General features: G+C 63.9%; 12 protein-coding genes. 6 read left to right on the top strand and 6 right to left on the bottom strand.

Annotated elements, in window-relative coordinates; genetic code table 11:
- Positions 1–231: 231 nt before the first annotated feature.
- From XaplCFBP3123_RS21155 to XaplCFBP3123_RS02605, 6 genes are all read right to left on the bottom strand, one after another.
- The gene (locus tag XaplCFBP3123_RS21155) at positions 232–816 is read right to left on the bottom strand and encodes a hypothetical protein (protein ID WP_146091261.1); all 585 of its coding nucleotides are present in this window, start codon (positions 814–816) and stop codon (positions 232–234) included.
- Positions 817–1,140: 324 nt separating this feature from the next.
- On the bottom strand, positions 1,141–2,163 hold the full coding sequence (locus XaplCFBP3123_RS21625) for a hypothetical protein (RefSeq protein WP_253254117.1): 1,023 nt from the start codon (positions 2,161–2,163) through the stop codon (positions 1,141–1,143).
- 1,281 nt (positions 2,164–3,444) lie between these two features.
- Positions 3,445–6,012 carry a beta-galactosidase GalA gene (gene galA / locus XaplCFBP3123_RS02620; RefSeq protein WP_104532678.1) on the bottom strand — a complete coding sequence of 856 codons (2,568 nt, stop codon included), beginning with the start codon at positions 6,010–6,012 and terminating at the stop codon, positions 3,445–3,447.
- Entirely contained in the window at positions 6,009–7,208 is a 1,200-nt protein-coding gene (locus XaplCFBP3123_RS02615; protein WP_104532677.1) for a glycoside hydrolase family 53 protein, read from the bottom strand. The genes galA and XaplCFBP3123_RS02615 overlap by 4 nt, the downstream gene beginning before the upstream one ends.
- A gap of 161 nt (positions 7,209–7,369) precedes the next feature.
- Positions 7,370–10,054, bottom strand: coding sequence for a TonB-dependent receptor (locus tag XaplCFBP3123_RS02610; protein WP_104532676.1), 2,685 nt, complete (start codon positions 10,052–10,054; stop codon positions 7,370–7,372).
- A gap of 354 nt (positions 10,055–10,408) precedes the next feature.
- Complete coding sequence (locus XaplCFBP3123_RS02605; protein ID WP_104532675.1) at positions 10,409–11,794, bottom strand: short-chain fatty acyl-CoA regulator family protein; 1,386 nt, start codon at positions 11,792–11,794, stop codon at positions 10,409–10,411.
- Between the two features lie 123 nt (positions 11,795–11,917).
- On the opposite strand from XaplCFBP3123_RS02605, the gene XaplCFBP3123_RS02600 reads away from it, so the two are divergent.
- Genes XaplCFBP3123_RS02600 through mmsB form a run of 6 tightly spaced genes read left to right on the top strand, consistent with a single transcriptional unit; the run spans position 11,918 to position 17,643 of the window.
- Positions 11,918–13,423, top strand: a complete 1,506-nt coding sequence (locus XaplCFBP3123_RS02600; RefSeq protein WP_104532674.1) for a CoA-acylating methylmalonate-semialdehyde dehydrogenase — start codon at positions 11,918–11,920, stop codon at positions 13,421–13,423.
- A gap of 10 nt (positions 13,424–13,433) precedes the next feature.
- On the top strand, positions 13,434–14,615 hold the full coding sequence (locus XaplCFBP3123_RS02595) for an acyl-CoA dehydrogenase family protein (protein ID WP_104532673.1): 1,182 nt from the start codon (positions 13,434–13,436) through the stop codon (positions 14,613–14,615).
- Positions 14,612–15,409: an enoyl-CoA hydratase gene (locus XaplCFBP3123_RS02590; RefSeq protein ID WP_104532672.1), complete on the top strand. Its 798-nt coding sequence runs from the start codon at positions 14,612–14,614 to the stop codon at positions 15,407–15,409. Before XaplCFBP3123_RS02595 ends, XaplCFBP3123_RS02590 begins: the two co-directional genes overlap by 4 nt.
- Positions 15,394–16,581, top strand: a complete 1,188-nt coding sequence (locus XaplCFBP3123_RS02585) for an enoyl-CoA hydratase/isomerase family protein (RefSeq protein ID WP_429001604.1) — start codon at positions 15,394–15,396, stop codon at positions 16,579–16,581. Before XaplCFBP3123_RS02590 ends, XaplCFBP3123_RS02585 begins: the two co-directional genes overlap by 16 nt.
- Before the next feature lie 43 nt (positions 16,582–16,624).
- Positions 16,625–16,759, top strand: a complete 135-nt coding sequence (locus tag XaplCFBP3123_RS21810; protein WP_301182383.1) for a hypothetical protein — start codon at positions 16,625–16,627, stop codon at positions 16,757–16,759.
- Positions 16,741–17,643, top strand: coding sequence for a 3-hydroxyisobutyrate dehydrogenase (gene mmsB, locus XaplCFBP3123_RS02580; protein ID WP_172453108.1), 903 nt, complete (start codon positions 16,741–16,743; stop codon positions 17,641–17,643). The genes XaplCFBP3123_RS21810 and mmsB overlap by 19 nt, the downstream gene beginning before the upstream one ends.
- Positions 17,644–17,669: the final 26 nt, after the last annotated feature.

The following is a 17,669-nucleotide window of genomic DNA, read 5'->3' as shown; positions in this document are numbered from 1 at the left end:
TGTAACCCGGACAAATACCCCGGAAACGCACCGGAAACGGAAAAAAACCGAGGATCTGAGCGCCGTCAGCTTGGCCGATGTGGCCTGCCTCATCCTTCGACTGCGTTGATCAGGTCATTCTGAGTGGGGCGAGTCACGCGGATCCTACGACATTCGTGCCTGCTCATAGAGCAGGCACGAATGCGGCCGTGACTTCGTGTTAGTGGCCTGATCGTTGCCTAGTATGACCCCTTAGACAGGGTCATACTCGCAACCTACGTATCGAAATTCAGGGAGGTAGCCGGTCTTGTCGTAGGAGCCGCCTACGTAGTCGCACCGCCAGTTGGAGCCGCCTCGATACGTCTTTTTCCAGCCAGCTTCGCAGCTGCCATTCTGGAACCATCCGGAATTGGAACCGGTGACATGACTAAGGCCCCAACGTTCGCCCACCAGGACCGCAGGGCTGTACTTCGAGTGCGCTTTCGGAGGGCAGGAGTTCTCTTCGGCCCGTTCATTGCATTCTGTCCAGCTACGATTGTAGTTCCCCGAAAGGGAAAGTCCCGGAATCCTGACCGGCAAATCCCAGCTTGCCCCGATGTCAAAGCCTTGGTCGCGGCATGAGCCGCGCGTTGTGGAGCGGGTGGAGGTTGGACAATGTGCTTCGTCCCCATAACATACCGCTGGGGTTCCGGCATCTTCATAGAAAGACTTTTGATTCTTTCCTATCCATCCCCCGAATGTGGTGTGCAAATGCGGATTCTGTGCTGCCTGTGCGGTTCCTACAATAGTCAACGCCAGGATGAGGGAATAGAGATGCTTCTTTAGCTTGCTAGTCACGATTATCTCCGTGTGGTGGTTGAATGTTTTGAATGATCTTGGTAGCTGATATAGCTGGTGCCCAACGCGGGTTAAATGTTGCAAGGTATCGACAACTGCAGGTGCGCGACCAGTAGTGGGGGATTTTTATTATTCGTGAATGCGAACTTCTTTTTTTTAATGCTGCGCGTGTCTCTGCGCTATTAGTCGACCAGAGCGGTCCGGATCGATGTGATCTTAAAAATCACTGGGCGATAATTTTTAATTGAATGTGTTGATTGATTGGTTGCAGTACGTCTAGATAGGCAATGCGGGCGTGCGCTGGCGGGAGCTGGACGAGTGCTCTCAGCTATGCTCCTGCATCAAAGATTTCAGAATTTCCCGTTCTTGAGGTGACGCGGAGGGGCGTGCTACTGCGGTCAGCAGGGTCGACCTTAGCGGGGGAGTGAGTTCAACATCGCCGCTTGCGATCGAATTGAGCGTCTGTCTCACAAGCGGTTCGGTTGCACCACCTCTCAGGTAATTGACCGCCGCATCTGCTGCGGCATCTGGGGAGGAGAGTCGGTACACCTTCTGTGCAGCCAGTGCTTTCACCATTTCGTCGCCGTTGCCGGTTGCAACCGAATTCATCTGTGAAATCGCATTGCTTCTGAGGTTTCTTGCGTCCTTTGAGGTGTCTTCTTCGATCGTGCCGACAAAGTTCAAAGCAGCGACCGAGGTCGGCACGTCGCTCGCGCGGCTATTGAGAGTCGACATCGCCTGCGACAGTGCCTCTCTGGGCGCTGTGCCAGGAAAGTTTGCATACGTTTTGTACATTGCAGTGTAGAGGCTGGCGTCCTTGCTAGCCCAAATGCGATTCGCCTCGTCCACCATCATTTGTCTGCCCGATGCGCTGCGAACGATCATGTTCTGAATGATTTCCCGATTGGCGGCGTCTTTTGCGGGTATTCTCGAATAATAATCAGCCACTGCCTTTCGTGCCTCTGGGCTGGAATCGATCGTACTGAGTAAGCGGGACATGAAGATGTCTCGTTGTGCTCGGGACATGGGGCGGCCTGAATCCCATCGATCAAAAAAATCTTGTAAGCGTTGTTGAACCTCGCCCGCGGCGAAGGGCTTGTCACTTTCAGCATCTGTGGAATCGTTGAAGTCAATCCCGCTCGTCTGCGCATGCTCCTGGTGCGCTGCATGGCCAGCTCCAGCGGGGTGGAGAGTCTGGGTCATTGGGCTTGCGTCAACAGTCTTATGATTGCCGGATTGAACTGCAAGATAAGTCAATGAGTATATTCCAGTGATCGCCGCGAGTCCTCCAATGATCAATTTCGTGGCGGGCTTTCTGGGTTGGATCAATTTAATATTGTCAGCCATTGATTTTCCTGGGCAGATGGTTTGCTGAATAATTAAATTTCATTGAAAATTACAATGTAGAACATTTGCATGTGCGTTAATCTGAAGCGCGCCGGTCGAGCGGGGTGCATCTTTCGATCTGGGTGTGCCTGATGCAGTTCCGGTTATCTTTGTAAGACATCAATAAAATATTAAGATTTAGATATTTCGTGAAATTCGGATTACGCTGAGAATGCCTTCTCCACGTCAGGCTGGGTTTATTGTTGCCGTGGAGGAACGTACATGTTCAATTAACGTTGTCGATGTCAGTTGTTGCCACAAATTGCGATGCAATGCGATAAAGCCGGTTACTATCTTTGCGTAATTTATTGTGTGCCGATAATGGGTTTTTCATGCGATTAAATGACGTTCTTTGGTCTCAAAAGATAACTGGATATTTGCTTGGAAAAGCGGCGTCGAATTGTGAAGGTGGTTTGATTTTGGCAATGCATTTTTCTATATCTGATATTGTTTTTGTGGTGCCTATGGCCAATCTGGCTAGGTCTTATATGGCCGTGGAATAGCGGCGGCTCATGCGGCGTTACCAGGGCCGCGCGTCAAGCGAGCTGCGGCATTCAAGAAAATAAGTTCGACTCGTCTCTCTCTCGGTCGCGCTAGATCGCCTGCTGCACGGAATTTTGCGCCGCTGAGTCCCACCGCCAGCGTGGGCCGGGACACACGCACGCGGCGACGATCGCGTCGTCCCCGCCCTCGGAATCGCCCGGTGAGTTGGTTTGTCTGGCGGCGATACGCGTCGGACTCGGACAACGTCATGTGCGCTGACATCCATGCCGGGAATGTGACCTTGCGATGAAATCGACGCGGGATGTTAAACAGGCATCTGCTGGTTTGATTGTCGGAGCGAACGGAGGCGCAAGCACGGCCTAATATGGCTTTGCCACCGAGGCCATCCATCGCCAAGCACGTCCGGAGGCGCTCTTGCTTCCGATTTGTCGTCGGACACGAATTGCTGCCTGCATCGGGCGACGATCGGTGGTGTCCGCGGAGAAGATCGCAGGCGACTCAAGCCGCCAAAATTCACGCGGCGTCGTCAGGCGCGGTTTCTGGGATGTCGGTCCGGATGCACCACCGTGCGACCCCACTCTGTCGGAAGTCCATTCGGTTTGCAGCAACGTCATGGACAAACCTTCCAACGTCCCGTACTGCCGTGCCTTGTCGTGTCCGTGGCGACCGAGGTCTCCACTGCCCGCGCCGATCAGAAGCGCGGGTCTTTGCGTGGGCGAACTGCAACTGGTGGGCGGTTCAGCCCACCGACGGCCGCAAGGCCGACCTGGCCGCCTGCAGGCGCAGCGTAGCCGGGCTCAGTCCAGGCGCGATGGCCTGCAGCACGATGTCGCCGCTGTTGCGCGTGGTCTGCAGCAACGCCATACATAAGCCATTGAACGCTTTGCGCTGCGATGCCTTGTCGTCCTCGTGGCTGCTGGGGTCGCCATTGCCGACGCCGATCAGTTTGCCTGCGCCGCGCACGGCGAACTGCACTTGTGTATCGGCTATGGGAACGACGCGGCCCTGCGCGTCGACGATCTCCACCTTGACCACCGCCACGTCTTCGGCATCGGCGCGCAGTGCATTGCGATCGCAGCTCAGGCGGATCGCTGCCGGCGTGCCGGCCGTCTCGCGGCGTTCGCTGCGCACCAGTTTGCCGCCGCGATAACCCCGGGCCTCGATCACACCCGGTGCGTAGACCACGCGCCATTCGACATGGCCGTAGGCCGGTACCTGCTGCAGGCCCTGGCTGACGCCGTTGACCAGCAGTTCCACCGCCTCGAGATTGCTGTGGCACCAGACTGCGACGCGGCCCTTGTCGTCGGGCTGCAGCAGGCCGCCCCAGTTCCAGTGCGGGAACAGATGCAGCACCGGTTCGCTGGTCCATTGCGCGCGGTAGTACCAGTAGTTGTCCTTGGGAAAACCGCAGCTGTCGAGCACGCCGAACTGCGAGGCGACATTCGGCCAGCGGTTATAGGGTGTGGGTTCGCCGCGGTAGTCGAAGCCGGTCCAGATGAAGCCGCCTGCGATATACGGGCGCTGGGCGACATAGCTCCACCAGGCTTCGGCGGTGCTGGCCCACCACGGGTGGTCGGTGTCGTAGGCGCGGGTGTAGCCGCGGGTGTCGTCGCGCTGGTAGTTGCCGCGCACCGACACGGTGCTGCCGGTTTCGCTGCCATAGATCGGAATGTGGGGGTACTGCGCGTGGAAGCCGTCCATCTGGCTGGTGCGGTAGTTGAAACCGACCACATCGACGACCTGGCCGACGCCATCGCCAAAGCCCTTGTCCATGGCGAAGGTGGTGGGACGGGTGGGATCGAGCTGACGCACGCGTTGCTGCATGCGGCTGACGATGCGCGCGCCGCGCTCGGTGACCTGCTGCGGCTCTTCGTTGCCGAGCGACCACAGGATCACGCTGGGATGATTGCGCCCGCGCCGCACCATCGTCTCCAGTTCGCCCATGGCTTCCGGGTCGGTGGACATGCGGCGGGTTTCCTCGATCACCAACATGCCGAGCCGATCGCACAGCGCGAGCAGTGCGGGCGTGGCCGGATTGTGCGAGCTGCGGTAGGCGTTGCAGCCCATCGACTTGAGCTGGCGCAGGCGCCATTCGTGCAGGCTGTCCGGGATGGCGGTGCCGACGCCGGCGTGGTCCTGGTGATTGTTGGTGCCGTGCAGCTTGAGCGGCGTGCCGTTCAACAGGAAGCCGCGCTGCGCATCGAAGACGGCCGTGCGCACGCCGAACGGGGTGACCACCGCATCGACCGCCTTGCCGTCGCTGTGCACGCTGGTGGTCAGGCGGTAGAGCTGCGGGGTGTCGATCGACCACAACGCGGCCTGGCCGAGCGGCAGGGTCTGTTCGACGCGCTGTACCTGGCCAGGTGCAACCGTGACTGTGGCGCTGGCTGCCTGTGCGACGACGCGTCCATCCGGCGCGGTCACGTGCGCCTGCACCGTGCATTGGCGCGGGGCGGTGCCATCGTTGCGCACTTCGGTGGACAGCTGCGCGGTGGCGCTTGTGCCTTGCAGCGTGCTGCGCACGAACACGCCGTCCTGCGGCAGATGCAGCGAGTCGGTCTTGTGCAGCCACAGATGGCGGTAGATGCCGGCGCCTTCGTAGAACCAGCCTTCGCCCAGCGTGGCATCCACGCGTACGGCGATGAGGTTGGGCTTGCCGTAGTCGAGCACGTCGCTGAGGTCGACTTCGAACCCGCAATAGCCGCTGGCATTGCGCCCGACGATGTGGCCGTTGCAGAACACGATGCAGTCGCGGAACACGCCGTCGAACACCAGACTGATGCGCTTGCCCAGATCGCCTGCGGGAATCTGCAGCGTGCGCCGATACCAGCCCACGCTGGTTTCCGGAAAGCTCGTGCCCAGCGGCTTGTAGCCGTGCGCGGCGGCCGGATCTTCCTCGGTGATGGTGGCCGAGATCGGTTCCTGCCGGAAGGGCAGGGTCACGGCCCAATCGTGCGGCAGATCCAGCAGTTCCCAGCCACTGTCGTCGAAGGCGAGTTGCGCGGCGGTGGCGGTGTCCTTGCCGGCCTTGGCGAAGCTGCGCTGGAAGCTGCCGAACTCGAAGTCGCGCGATGGGTCGCTGGCGTGACCAAGATGGAAGCGCCAACCGAAGTCGAACAGCAGCCGTTCGCGCGGTGCCAGGGCTGCATCGCCGAGTGCGGCAAGCGGCGTGGCGTTGTCGGTTGCAGCTGGTGCTGCAGCGGCGATGGCGGGCAGCAGCGCACCGGCCGTACCGACCGGGAGTGCGGCGCTCACGCCACTGGCGAGCATGCCGCGCAGCAGTTCGCGGCGATTGATGCCGGTCATGGCTGGGCCCTCTTGCCGGTATCGGCCGCGTTGCCTTGCCTACCCGCAGCGGGTTTGCTTGTTGTTGCAGGCACGCCGGTATACGGGTGACGCATGAAGTCGATCGCCGGCAGCACGTCATTGGCGTGCTTGAAGTCGAAGAAGCTGGCGTTTTCCCATGATGAGCCGGTGCCCCAGCGCGTCTTGCAGCTGCTGCTGGTCCACGCCGGTTCCCAGTACACGACGCCGGCGCCGCCGGTGTCGATCACCAGCTGGGTGAGGTCGACCATGTAGCGGAACTGGCCCTGCGGCGTGGCCGGGTAGCCGGCAATCAGCGAATCCTCGCCGAGCAGATTGTGCGAGGTGTCGCCGGAGTCCAGCGTCCATGGATAGGCTGTTTCCACCACCACCACATCGGCATCGTAGCGGCCGCGCAGGCGGCTGATGGTCTTGCCCAGCTGGGCCATCGATTGTGTCGACCATTTGCGGTAGTAGCTGATGCCGATCAGATCGTAGTCGGTGACGCCGGCCTTGGTCGCAGCGGCAAACCACGGTTCCACATTTTCCGGCTGGGCGATATGCAGCATCACCCGCGGCTTGATCGTGGAGCGTGCGCCGATGTCGCGCACTGCCTTGATGCCGGCGTTGAACAGCTTGGCATTGCGCTGCCAGTCGATGGGGCGCTTTTTGTCCCACGGCTTGCTGTCCATCAGATCGGAATTGCTTTCGTTGCCCACCTGCACCAGCTCCGGCATCAGGCCGGCACGGTCGAGCGCGCTGAGCGTGTCATAGGTGAAACCGTACAACGTGCGCGCCAGTTCATCGGTCTCGGTGATGCTGGCCCAGGCCTTGGGAATCAGCTGTTTTTCGCCATCGGCCCAGTCGTCGGAATAGTGCAGGTCCAGCAGCACCTGCATACCCTGCGCGCGTGCACGCGCGATGGTCTTTTTGACGTCGGACAGGTCGCTGTAGCGGGTCCAGCGGGCATCGTTCCACAACCGCACGCGCACCAGATTGGCACCGTGCGCATGGAAGAGCTCGAACGGGTCCTTGATCACGCCGTTCTCGCGGTATTGCACGCCGCATTCCTCCATCTCGTTGACGTAGGACAGGTCCGCGCCCAGATACAGCGTGGCAGGGGACGGGGCGGCGTGTGCGACGGTGGAGATGGCCAGCGCGAGCAGCGCGGGCGTCCAGAGAGGGCGTGTGGAGCGCATGCAATTCCTCGACAGATGAAACGCGGAGCGGGTGAGAGCCTGTCGCACGCGGCGGTGCCGTCGTACGGGCGGTGCGCGCAATCTCAACGTCAGTGACGGAGGCGATTGCGCACACCGCGCGCAGTGGTGGACCAGGCGTGCAACAGCGGTGTCAGCGGCGCCTAGAACTTGTAGGTCGCTTCCAGCGAGTAGCGACGGCCGAACACCTGGTAGCCGCCGTCGTCCTGGTTGGCCAGACGGTTGGGCTTGTTGTCGGTATAGGCGCGCAGCGGTTCGTTGGTGAGGTTGCCGGCCTGGAAGCGGAAACCGAGCTGCTTGCTGTACTGCCAGTTCAAGCTCAGATCCACCGTGCCTTCGCTCTGCAGCCGTGCCAGACGCGCCGCGTTCCAGCCGTACACCACGGTGTAGGGGCTGTGATACTTGTAACCCACGCGCGCTTCGAAGGTGCCGTTGCTGTACCACAGGTCGAAGGTGCCGGTCTTGCGTGCCAGCCCGCTCAACGGCAGCGGGTTGTCTTCCGGCGAGAACTCCTTGAGGTTGGAATCGACCAGCGAGAAGTTGGAGTAGACGCCGAAGTTTTCCATGTGCGGGATGAAATAGAACGGGGTCTGGAAGGTGAGTTCCACACCGTTGATATGCCCGCCGCCGCCATTGAACGGCGCGCTGACCAGGTAATCCAGGCCGTTGATCACTTCACGGTCGGTGCGGTAGCCGATGCTGGAATCCACTTCCTTGCGGTACACGGCCAGTGCGGCGAGGGCTTCCTTGTGGAAGTACCACTCGTAGGACAGGTCGACCTGGGTGGCCTTGAACGGATCCAGCTGCGGGTTGCCGCCGCTGCCGGTGAGCTGGCCGATGGTGACGTTGGGGTCGTCCAGGCGCCGGCCGGTGCGCAACTCGTCCAGCGGCGGACGCGCGATGACCTTGGCCACCGCAAAGCGCAGGATGCGTTGATCGTCGATCAGGAAGTTGACGGTGGCACTGGGCAGCACGTCTGTGTATTCCTTGCGGTCGCTGCTTGCCTGCACGGTGGTGCCGACCGAATCGAAGCCGTCGCTGGTGGTCTTGGTGTTGACCAGGCGCACGCCGATGTTGCCGGTGACATCGGTGCCAAACAGCTGCGAGCTGAATACCGCCTTGGCGAAGGCTTCGCGCACGTCTTCCTTGACGTTCCAGTGGTCCAGCAATTGCTCGTTGAGCGTGGCCGGGTCGAAACCGCCGAAGCCGATCTCGGCGATGGCATCCATGTTGCCGCCGGTCAGCGTGGGCACGTTCAAGTCCGGCATGGTGACCGGGTAGATCAGGCCCTGATAGGCCGAGATCGGCTGGTCATAGCCGGACTGGTTGCTGATGAAGCGGCGGTTCTGCTTCTCGCGGCGCGCGGCACGTGCGCCGAACTCCAGCGAGGTGAACGCAGCGGCATCGACCGAACGGCTGGCGTTGAGCGCCAGCGCGGCGATCCTGTCGCGCAGCCCCTGCGGCTCGGTCTGGCCGGCGATGCCCCACTCGGGCGCATCCGAGCTGGTGCGGATGGTGGGGGTGACGCTGCGGCGGAAATCGAACGAGACGGTGTCCGGGTTGCTGCCGAAGCGCACCGCCTGCCAGGTGTTGTCGCGCTTGGCCTGCGAGAACGACAGGTCGCTGCCCAGCGTCCACACATCGCCGCTCCACTTGGCGTTCAGGCCGCCGGCGGTGAGCGTCTTGACCTCGTTGTAGTGGCTGACCACATGGTCGACCTGCAGGTTCGAGTTGGCCAGCGTGCCGGCCACCACATCGCCATCGACGATGGTGTAAGACGAGCCCGGCGTGGTGTACGGATTGGCGCCGGTCGAGAAGGTGCTGTAGGCCAGGCCGTTGAACCAGTTCTGCAGCTGGTCTTCGTCGATCTCGATGCGCGAGTACAGGCCGTCGAACTTCAACTCGAAGTTGCCCGAGCGCCATTGCACCGTGCCCATCGCACCGGTGCGGGTCTGGTCGGTCAGCTTGAGCTGGTCGGCCGCGCCGAACGGAGTCGGGTCTACGGTGCCGTCGCCATCCACGTCGCGCGAGGTAGTGGCATCGGTATAGCCCCAGCTGCCGATCGAGGAGTTGGAATTCTTCTGCTTCTGGTAGGTGGCGCCCAGCGCAACCGCCAGGTTGTCGTTGATCTGGTGTACCCAGCTGGCGCCGAAGCGGCTGCCCCACGGGGTGTAGCCGTCCACGTCCTTGGCGTGGTCGTAGAACACCGGGCCGGCGGTGCCGACAAAGCCCGGGCCGGTGTAGTCCAGCGGGCTGATGGTGGAGATGTCCACCGTCGCGGCAAGGCCGCCGGCGACCAGGTCCGCCGACTGGGTCTTGTAGACCTTGACGGTGGAGACGATCTCGGTGGGAAACACTTCCCAGCGCACCGCGCGATTGGGCTCGGAGGAGGCGATTTCGCGCCCGTTGACGGTACCCATGGTCATGCGCGGGCCAAGGCCGCGCACGGTGGCCAGGCTCTCGTTGCCGCGGTCGCGGGTGCCGTTGACGCCGGGCAGGCGCACCAACGCTTCGGCCACGGTGACGTTGGGCATCTGCCCCATGTTGTCTGCGGAGATCACTTCCATGACGTGATCGGACATCTGCTTGGCCTGCACCGCCTGGTTCAGGCTGGCGCGCTGGCCGATCACGGTGATGTTGTCGAGCGTGACCGGCGGCGCAGCCGCGGTGCTGGCATCGGTGGCCGGCGCTGCGGCAGGCGCGCTGTCCTGTGCGTGCGCACCGAACGCGGTGGCCAGCACGCAGGCGATGGTGGTGGTGAGGACGTCGCGCACGGGCGTGCGGCGCAGGCGCCGGCTGGCCGGGTGGCCGGTGTGGTGAACGGGCATCGTTTGATCCCTCCCAGGACAAAGTTACCGAATGGAGTAGTGGCCGCTGGTGCGGCGCTCTGGCGCCTCCGACGCGGGCATGGGGATTGCTGCGGTACTGCGGTGTGGAGCCGACTGGTCGTTTGCGTGACGCTGCGACGATCTTCTATCGCCTTGGCGCCCCCCTGTCTTGCATGTGTCCACTCCAGGGTAGAAGCGCAAGCCATTCCATTCCAATGAAGCATTTTGCGGGAGCTATCTCGGGTTGGAATGCTGCACTGCAGCGGTAGCGTCTGCCTGGTCACAGTTGCGGCGTGAGTCGTGTGCGTTGGGAAACAAGGTTGCCTGGTCGACGCTGCGGACCCTGGTCTCGGCCTAGCGCGTGTTGACAGACAACCGGGGCAACGCCGGAAATGCGCGCTGCACGCAGTCGTTGCGTTCGCAGGTCAGGCAGCCGGGGCCGATCGGTACCGCATCGTCCACCGCATCCAGGTCCCAGCCGCGCGCATACACCAGCTGATCGGCATGGCGCAGGTCGCACCCCATCGCCAAGGCGAAGGTCTTGCGCGGGCGACCGTAGCCCGGCGCGCCGCTGCTGACCTGGCGTGCCAGCCAGAAATAGCGCCGGCCATCGGGCATGCGCGCGATCTGGGTGAGGATGCGGTCGGGCTGGTTGAAGGCTTCGTAGACGATCCACAACGGACAGGCGCCACCGACATGCGAGAAATGGAAGTCGGTGGCCGAATGCCGCTTGGACACGTTGCCGGCACGATCGACCCGCATGAAGAAGATCGGCAGCCCGGCCGCGCCGCGCCGCTGCAAGGTGCTGAGCCGGTGGCAGACCGCCTCGAAGCCGACGCCGAAGCGATCGGCCAGCCACTCGATGTCGTAGTGCGAACGCTGGGCGCTGCGCAGAAATTCACCGTACGGCATCACCAGGGCGCCGGCGAAGTAATTCGACAAACCAATGCGCGAGAGCGCAATGCGTTCGGCATCTTCGAAGCCGGCATCGGCGATGCGTGCGTCGAGCAACGGCGCACATTCCAGCAACGCCAGTTGCGCGGCCATCTGGAAGGCCTGCTGGCCGGGGCGCAGATGCGCGGGCAGCCACAGCACGCGCGCCTGCGCATCCACGCGGCGTTTGTCGCTGTGCAGTTCGGGCGCATCCTGCACCAGCAGGCCGTGACGATCGGCCAGGCGTTGGCGCAGCCGCAGCGGCAGGTTGTCCGAGGTCAGGCCGAGTTCGGCATACAGCACCTCGGCGCGCTCATCCAGTTCCGGCAGATAGTTGTGCGCGCGGTTGAAGTAATCGCGCACCTGCTCGCCCGGCGACAGCGAGGGCAGTACGGCGTGATCGGCGCCGATCTGTATTTCCAGCGCGGCGGTGCGCTCGAGCAGGTGCTGGTGAGCGCGGTGCAGGTCCAGCAGGGCCTGGGCCACCTGCGGCAGATTGCCGGTGAGCACACGCAGCTCGGCGGCAGACAGGCTGTGCCCCAGGCTGCGCAGCGATTCGTCCAGCGGCTCGACCAGCGCGGCCGGATCGTCCAGGTCGAGCAGGCCGTCGAGATCGCCCAGGGTGGCCTTGAGCCGTTGCTGGATCGCCAGTGTCAAGGGGCGCTGGTTGCGCTCGATCTGGTTGAGGTAGCTCGGCGACAGGCCGAGCCGGCGCGCCAGCTCGGCCTGGGTCAGGCCGTGGCGCTGGCGCAGCCGTTGCAGGCGCAGGCCGAGCTGGTGGCGGAGCGGGAGCTGCGACTGGGGCATTCGCAAGATTCGCAAAAGAGTGGCGGCAGCTTAGCGCGATTAAGCAATATCTGGCTGGGAAAGCCAGGTCGCGGTGCGAACAATGCGAAGCATCCGTACCGGCCTTCTGCGAGCGAACCTGCAATGCCTGATTCCGTCCCGCGCGTGTCCCTGTTGATCGACGGCCAGTTCGTCACCTCCGTCAGCACCCAGTGGCGGGAGGTGATCAATCCGGCCGATCAATCCGTGCTGGCGCGGGTGCCGTTCGCCACCATCGGCGAAGTGGACGCGGCGGTGGCGGCGGCCAGCCAGGCCTTCGTGAGCTGGCGCAAGACCCCGATCGGCACGCGTGCGCGCATCTTCCTCAAGTACCAGCAGCTGATCCGCGAGCACCTGCCCGAACTGGCCGCGCTGCTCAGCGCCGAACAGGGCAAGACCCTGGCCGATGCCGAGGGCGATGTGTTCCGTGGGCTGGAAGTGGTCGAACACGCCGCGGCCATCGGCAACCTGCAGCTGGGCGAGCTGGCCAACAACGTCGCCAACGGCGTGGACACCTATAGCCTGCTGCAGCCGCTGGGCGTGTGCGCGGGCATCACCCCGTTCAACTTCCCGGCCATGATTCCGTTGTGGATGTTTCCGATGGCCATTGCGACCGGCAACACCTTCGTGCTCAAGCCGTCCGAGCAGGACCCGATGGTGACCATGCGGCTGGTGGAACTCGCGCTGGAGGCGGGCATTCCCAAGGGCGTGCTCAATGTCGTGCACGGCGGCGAAGCAGTGGTCAACGCGTTGTGCGACCACCCGGACATCAAGGCGCTGTCGTTCGTGGGCTCGACCAGGGTCGGCACGCACGTCTATCGGCGCGCCGCGCTGGCAGGCAAGCGCGTGCAATGCATGATGGGCGCCAAGAATCATGCCGTGGTGCTGCCGGACGCCAATCAGGAACAGACGCTCAACGCGATGGTCGGCGCCGCCTTCGGTGCGGCCGGCCAGCGCTGCATGGCGGCGTCCACGCTGGTGCTGGTGGGCGAGGCGCGGCAGTGGATTCCGGCGCTGGTGAGCAAGGCCAAGGCTCTGAAGCTGGGCGCGGGCAGTGCGCCGGGCACCGAGGTCGGGCCGTTGATCTCCTGCGCGGCGCGCGCGCGCGTGGAAGGCCTGATCGCCTCCGGCGTGGAGCAAGGCGCCACGCTGGAACTGGATGGTCGCGCGCCCAGCGTGCCGGGGTTCGAACACGGCAACTTCGTCGGCCCGACGATCTTTTCCGGGGTCAAACCCGGCATGCGCATCTACGATGAGGAAATCTTCGGCCCGGTGCTGGTGATCCTGGAGGCAGCCACGCTGGATGCGGCCATCGCCCTGGTCAATGCCAATCCCAACGGCAACGGCACCGCGTTGTTCACCCAGTCCGGCGCGGCGGCGCGGCGTTTTCAGGAAGACATCGATGTGGGTCAGGTCGGTATCAACGTACCGATCCCGGTGCCGGTGCCGCTGTTCTCGTTCACCGGCTCGCGTGCCTCCAAGCTCGGCGACCTGGGCCCGTACGGCAAGCAGGTGGTGATGTTCTACACCCAGACCAAGACCGTGACCGCGCGCTGGTTCGACGACGAAACGCTGGGCCACGGCGTCAACACCACCATCTCCCTCAAGTGACCTGATCGCCATGAATGCAGCCATCCAGCTACACGCCAACACGGCCGATTTGAATGACGAGCAGGAAGCGTTCCGCGCTGCCGCGCGCGACTTCGCCGACAAGGAACTCGCCCCGCATGCCGCGCGCTGGGATGCGGAAAGCCACTTCCCGCGCGAGGCGATCGCCAAGGCGGCCGAGCTGGGCTTTTGCGGGCTGTATACCGATGAAGGCGTGGGCGGCCTGGGCATGCGCCGTCTCGATGCCGCGGTGGTGTTCGAGGAACTGGCCACGGTCGATCCATCCACCTCGGCGTTCATCAGCATCCACAACATGGCCACCTGGTTGATCGCCAGTTACGGCAGTGACGCGGTGCGCGCGCAGTGGGGCGAGGCGATGACCAGCGGCGTCAAGCTGGGTTCGTACTGCCTCACCGAGCCGGGTGCCGGCTCGGACGCGGCCTCGCTCAAGACCCGCGCACAGCGCGATGGCGACAGTTACCTGCTCAACGGCAGCAAGGCCTTCATTTCCGGCGCGGGCGCCACCGATGTGCTGGTGGTGATGGCCCGCACCGGCGACGACGGCGCCCGTGGCATCAGCGCCTTTGTGGTGCCCGCCGATGCGCCCGGCATCAGCTACGGCCGCAAGGAAGAGAAGATGGGCTGGAACAGCCAGCCCACGCGCGGTGTGAGCTTCGAGAACGTACGCATTCCGGCAGTCAATCTGCTGGGCAGGGAAGGCGAGGGCTTCAAGATGGCGATGAAGGCGCTCGATGGCGGCCGCATTAATATCGCCGCCTGCTCGTTGGGAGCGGCGCAGGGCGCGCTGGACGCTGCCCGTCGCTACATGGGCGAGCGCCGTCAGTTCGGCAAGAAACTGGCCGATTTCCAGGCCCTGCAGTTCAAGCTGGCCGACATGGCCACGCAACTGGTGGCCGCCCGGCAGATGGTGCACACCGCTGCGCGCAAGCTCGATGCCGGCAGCCACGATGCCACCGTGTGGTGCGCGATGGCCAAGCGCTTCGCCACCGATGCCGGTTTTGCGATCTGCGACGACGCACTGCAGATCCACGGCGGCTACGGCTATATCCGCGAATATCCGATCGAGCGCCTGCTGCGCGACAGCCGCGTGCATCGCATACTTGAGGGCACCAACGAAGTGATGCGCATGATCATTGCGCGTCACCTGCTCAACGGCGAGGAGGAACTGCGATGAGCGACTGGGAAACACGTGCGCATACCGGCTTGCAGGTCGAACGCGATGGCCATGTCGCCATCGTTACCCTGCACAATCCGCCGGCCAACACCTGGACCGTGCACAGCCTTGCAGCCCTGCGCGATCTGGTGCACGCGCTGGATGCGGACCGCAGCATCTACGCGCTGGTGATCACCGGCGACGGCGAGAAGTTCTTCAGCGCCGGCGCCGATCTCAAGCAGTTTGCCGATGGCGACAAGGCTGCTGCACGGGAGGCCGCGCGTCGCTTCGGCGAAGCCTTCGAGGCCTTGAGCGCCTTCCGCGGCGTGTCGATCGCGGCCATCAACGGCTATGCGATGGGCGGCGGCCTGGAGTGCGCGCTGGCCTGCGATCTGCGTATTGCCGAGCAACACGCGCAACTGGCCTTGCCGGAAGCCAGCGTCGGGTTGCTGCCGTGCGCCGGCGGTACCCAGAACCTGCCGCGCCTGGTTGGCGAGGGCTGGGCCAAGCGCATGATCCTGCTGGGCGAGCGTCTGGATGCCGCCACTGCGCACCGCATTGGCCTGGTGGAAGAGGTGGTCGGCACGGGCGAGTCGCGTGCGCAGGCCATCGCCTGGGCACAGCGCGCCGGCAAGCAGAGCCCGGCCAGTGTTGCGGCGTGCAAGCGCCTGGTGCAGTCCACCCGCCACGGCACGCATGCCGCCGCACTGGTGGCAGAGCGCGAAGCCTTCGTCGACCTGTTCGAGCAGCCCGATCAGGCCGAGGGAGTGGCAGCCTTTCTGGAGAAGCGCGCGCCGCAGTGGAGCAATGGCTGATGCTGGATGTGCGCCCAACCGAAGAAGCGCCGGTGCTGTTCGAACAACGCGATTGCGCCGACGGGCACCGCATCGGTATCGCCACCTTGAATTCGCCCAGAACGCTCAACGGCTTGTCGTTGCAGATGACGCGCTTGCTGGATGCGCAGCTGCGCGTCTGGGCCCATGATCCTCAGATTGCCTGCGTGGTGTTGCGTGGCGCAGGCGAGAAAGCGTTCTGCGCGGGCGGCGACCTGCATGGTCTGTACCAGAGCATGCGTGCGCATCGCGAGGCGGTGCCGGATGCGCAGGAGCGTCGCGCGCAACCGCAAGGCAATGCGCATGCCGCTGCGTTCTTCGAAGAGGAGTATCGGCTCGACCATCGCATCCACACCTATCCCAAACCGTTGCTGTGCTGGGGCCACGGCATCGTGATGGGCGGCGGCATCGGCTTGATGTCCGGCGCCAGCCATCGCGTTGTCACCGAGCGCTCGCGGCTTGCGATGCCGGAGATCAGTGTCGGCCTGTTTCCCGATGTCGGCGGCAGCTGGCTGCTGCGCCGGGTACCGCAGGCTGCCGGGTTGTTTCTGGCACTGACCGGCGCGCCGCTGGACGCCAGCGATGCCATCTATGCCGGGCTTGCGGACGTCCGCCTGGAACATGCGCAATACGCGCCAGTGCTGGAAGCCTTGAGCGCGCATGCCTGGACAGGCATTGCGCAGGAAGATCGCACCCAGCTCGGCGCGTTCCTGCACGGGATTGCGCAACCGCTGGAGCCGGGCCCGCTGCAGGTGCATGCGGCGCTGATCGCGCAATTGGTGGCAGGCCAGACGCTGCAGGAGGTGGTCGCCGCAATCCTGGCACTGCAAAGCGAAGATGCCTGGCTGCAGGCCGCGCGTGCCACGCTGGCAGCCGGCGCCCCCGGCTCGGCGCGCCTGGCCTGGGAGCTGCACCATCATCCGGAAACCAGCACGTTGGCGGACACCTTTCGCACCGAATACGTGGTGGCGCTGCATGTGGCCGCACATGGCGACTTTGCCGAAGGCATTCGCGCGCTGTTGATCGACAAGGACCGCACGCCGCAGTGGCAGCCTGCCGCGCTGGAACGGGCCGATGCGCAATGGGCGGCTGCATTCCTGCAATCGCCCTGGCCGCGTGCACGGCATCCGCTTGCCGATCTTGGTGCACGGTGAGTCGCTGAGCGCTAATGCGAACGGTCCGCAGGAGATGCGGACGATGAGCAGCATTCGCAATGCAGAGCTGATAGATGCCATTCCGCCTGTTTGCCGCGTGCGCGCTGCGGCCGGGCAGACCATTCAACGGCCGCGCCCTTGGGTGATGGCCTTTCAAACCTGGAAAATCACACCATGAGCAAGATCGCGTTTATCGGCCTGGGCAATATGGGCGGGCCAATGGCCGCCAACCTGAGCAAGGCCGGGCACCAGCTGCGGGTGTTCGATCTGGTGCCCGCCGCACTGGACGCGGCAGTCGCTGCTGGCGCGCATGCCGCCAGCTCCGCGCACGACACCCTGGCCGACGCCGAGATCGTGATCTCGATGCTACCGGCCAGCCGCCATGTCGAAGCGCTGTACCTGGGCGAAGCCGGCATCCTGGCGCAGATTCCCGCCGGTGCCCTGGTGATCGAGTGCAGCACCATCGCACCGGCCAGCGCACGCAAGCTGGCCGCCGAGGCGCAGGCGCGCGGCCTGGCGATGCTGGATGCGCCGGTCTCCGGCGGTACCGCTGGCGCGGCGGCCGGCAGTCTGACCTTTATCGTCGGTGGCGCCGCGCAGGCATTGGAGCGTGCGCGGCCGGTACTGCAGGCGATGGGCAAGAACATCTTCCACGTCGGCGACAATGGCGCGGGCCAGGTCGCCAAGCTGTGCAACAACATGGCGCTGGGCGTGATCATGGCCGCCACCGGCGAGGCGCTGGCGCTCGGCGTTGCGCAGGGCCTGGACCCGGCGGTGCTGTCGCAGATGATGGCGGTCAGTACCGGTCGCAGCTGGGCCACCGAGGTCTGCAACCCGTGGCCGGGCGTGCTGCCCAATGCGCCGGCATCGCGCGGTTACAGCGGCGGCTTCGGCAACGATCTGATGCTCAAGGATCTGGGGTTGGTCGCCGAATCCGCAGTGCAGGCGGGGGTGTCGATTCCGCTCGGCGAGCTGGCGCGCAATCTGTATGCGATGAACAGCCAGGCCGGCAACGGTGCGCTGGATTTTTCCAGCGTGATCAAGCTGGTGGCCAAGGTGTGAGAGCGGTCGTCAAGGCGTCTACGCCT

It is taken from the genome of Xanthomonas arboricola pv. populi (genome assembly GCF_002939945.1).
Taxonomy (GTDB): Bacteria; Pseudomonadota; Gammaproteobacteria; order Xanthomonadales; family Xanthomonadaceae; genus Xanthomonas; species Xanthomonas arboricola_A.
This window is presented reverse-complemented; position numbering and strand designations above follow the sequence as displayed.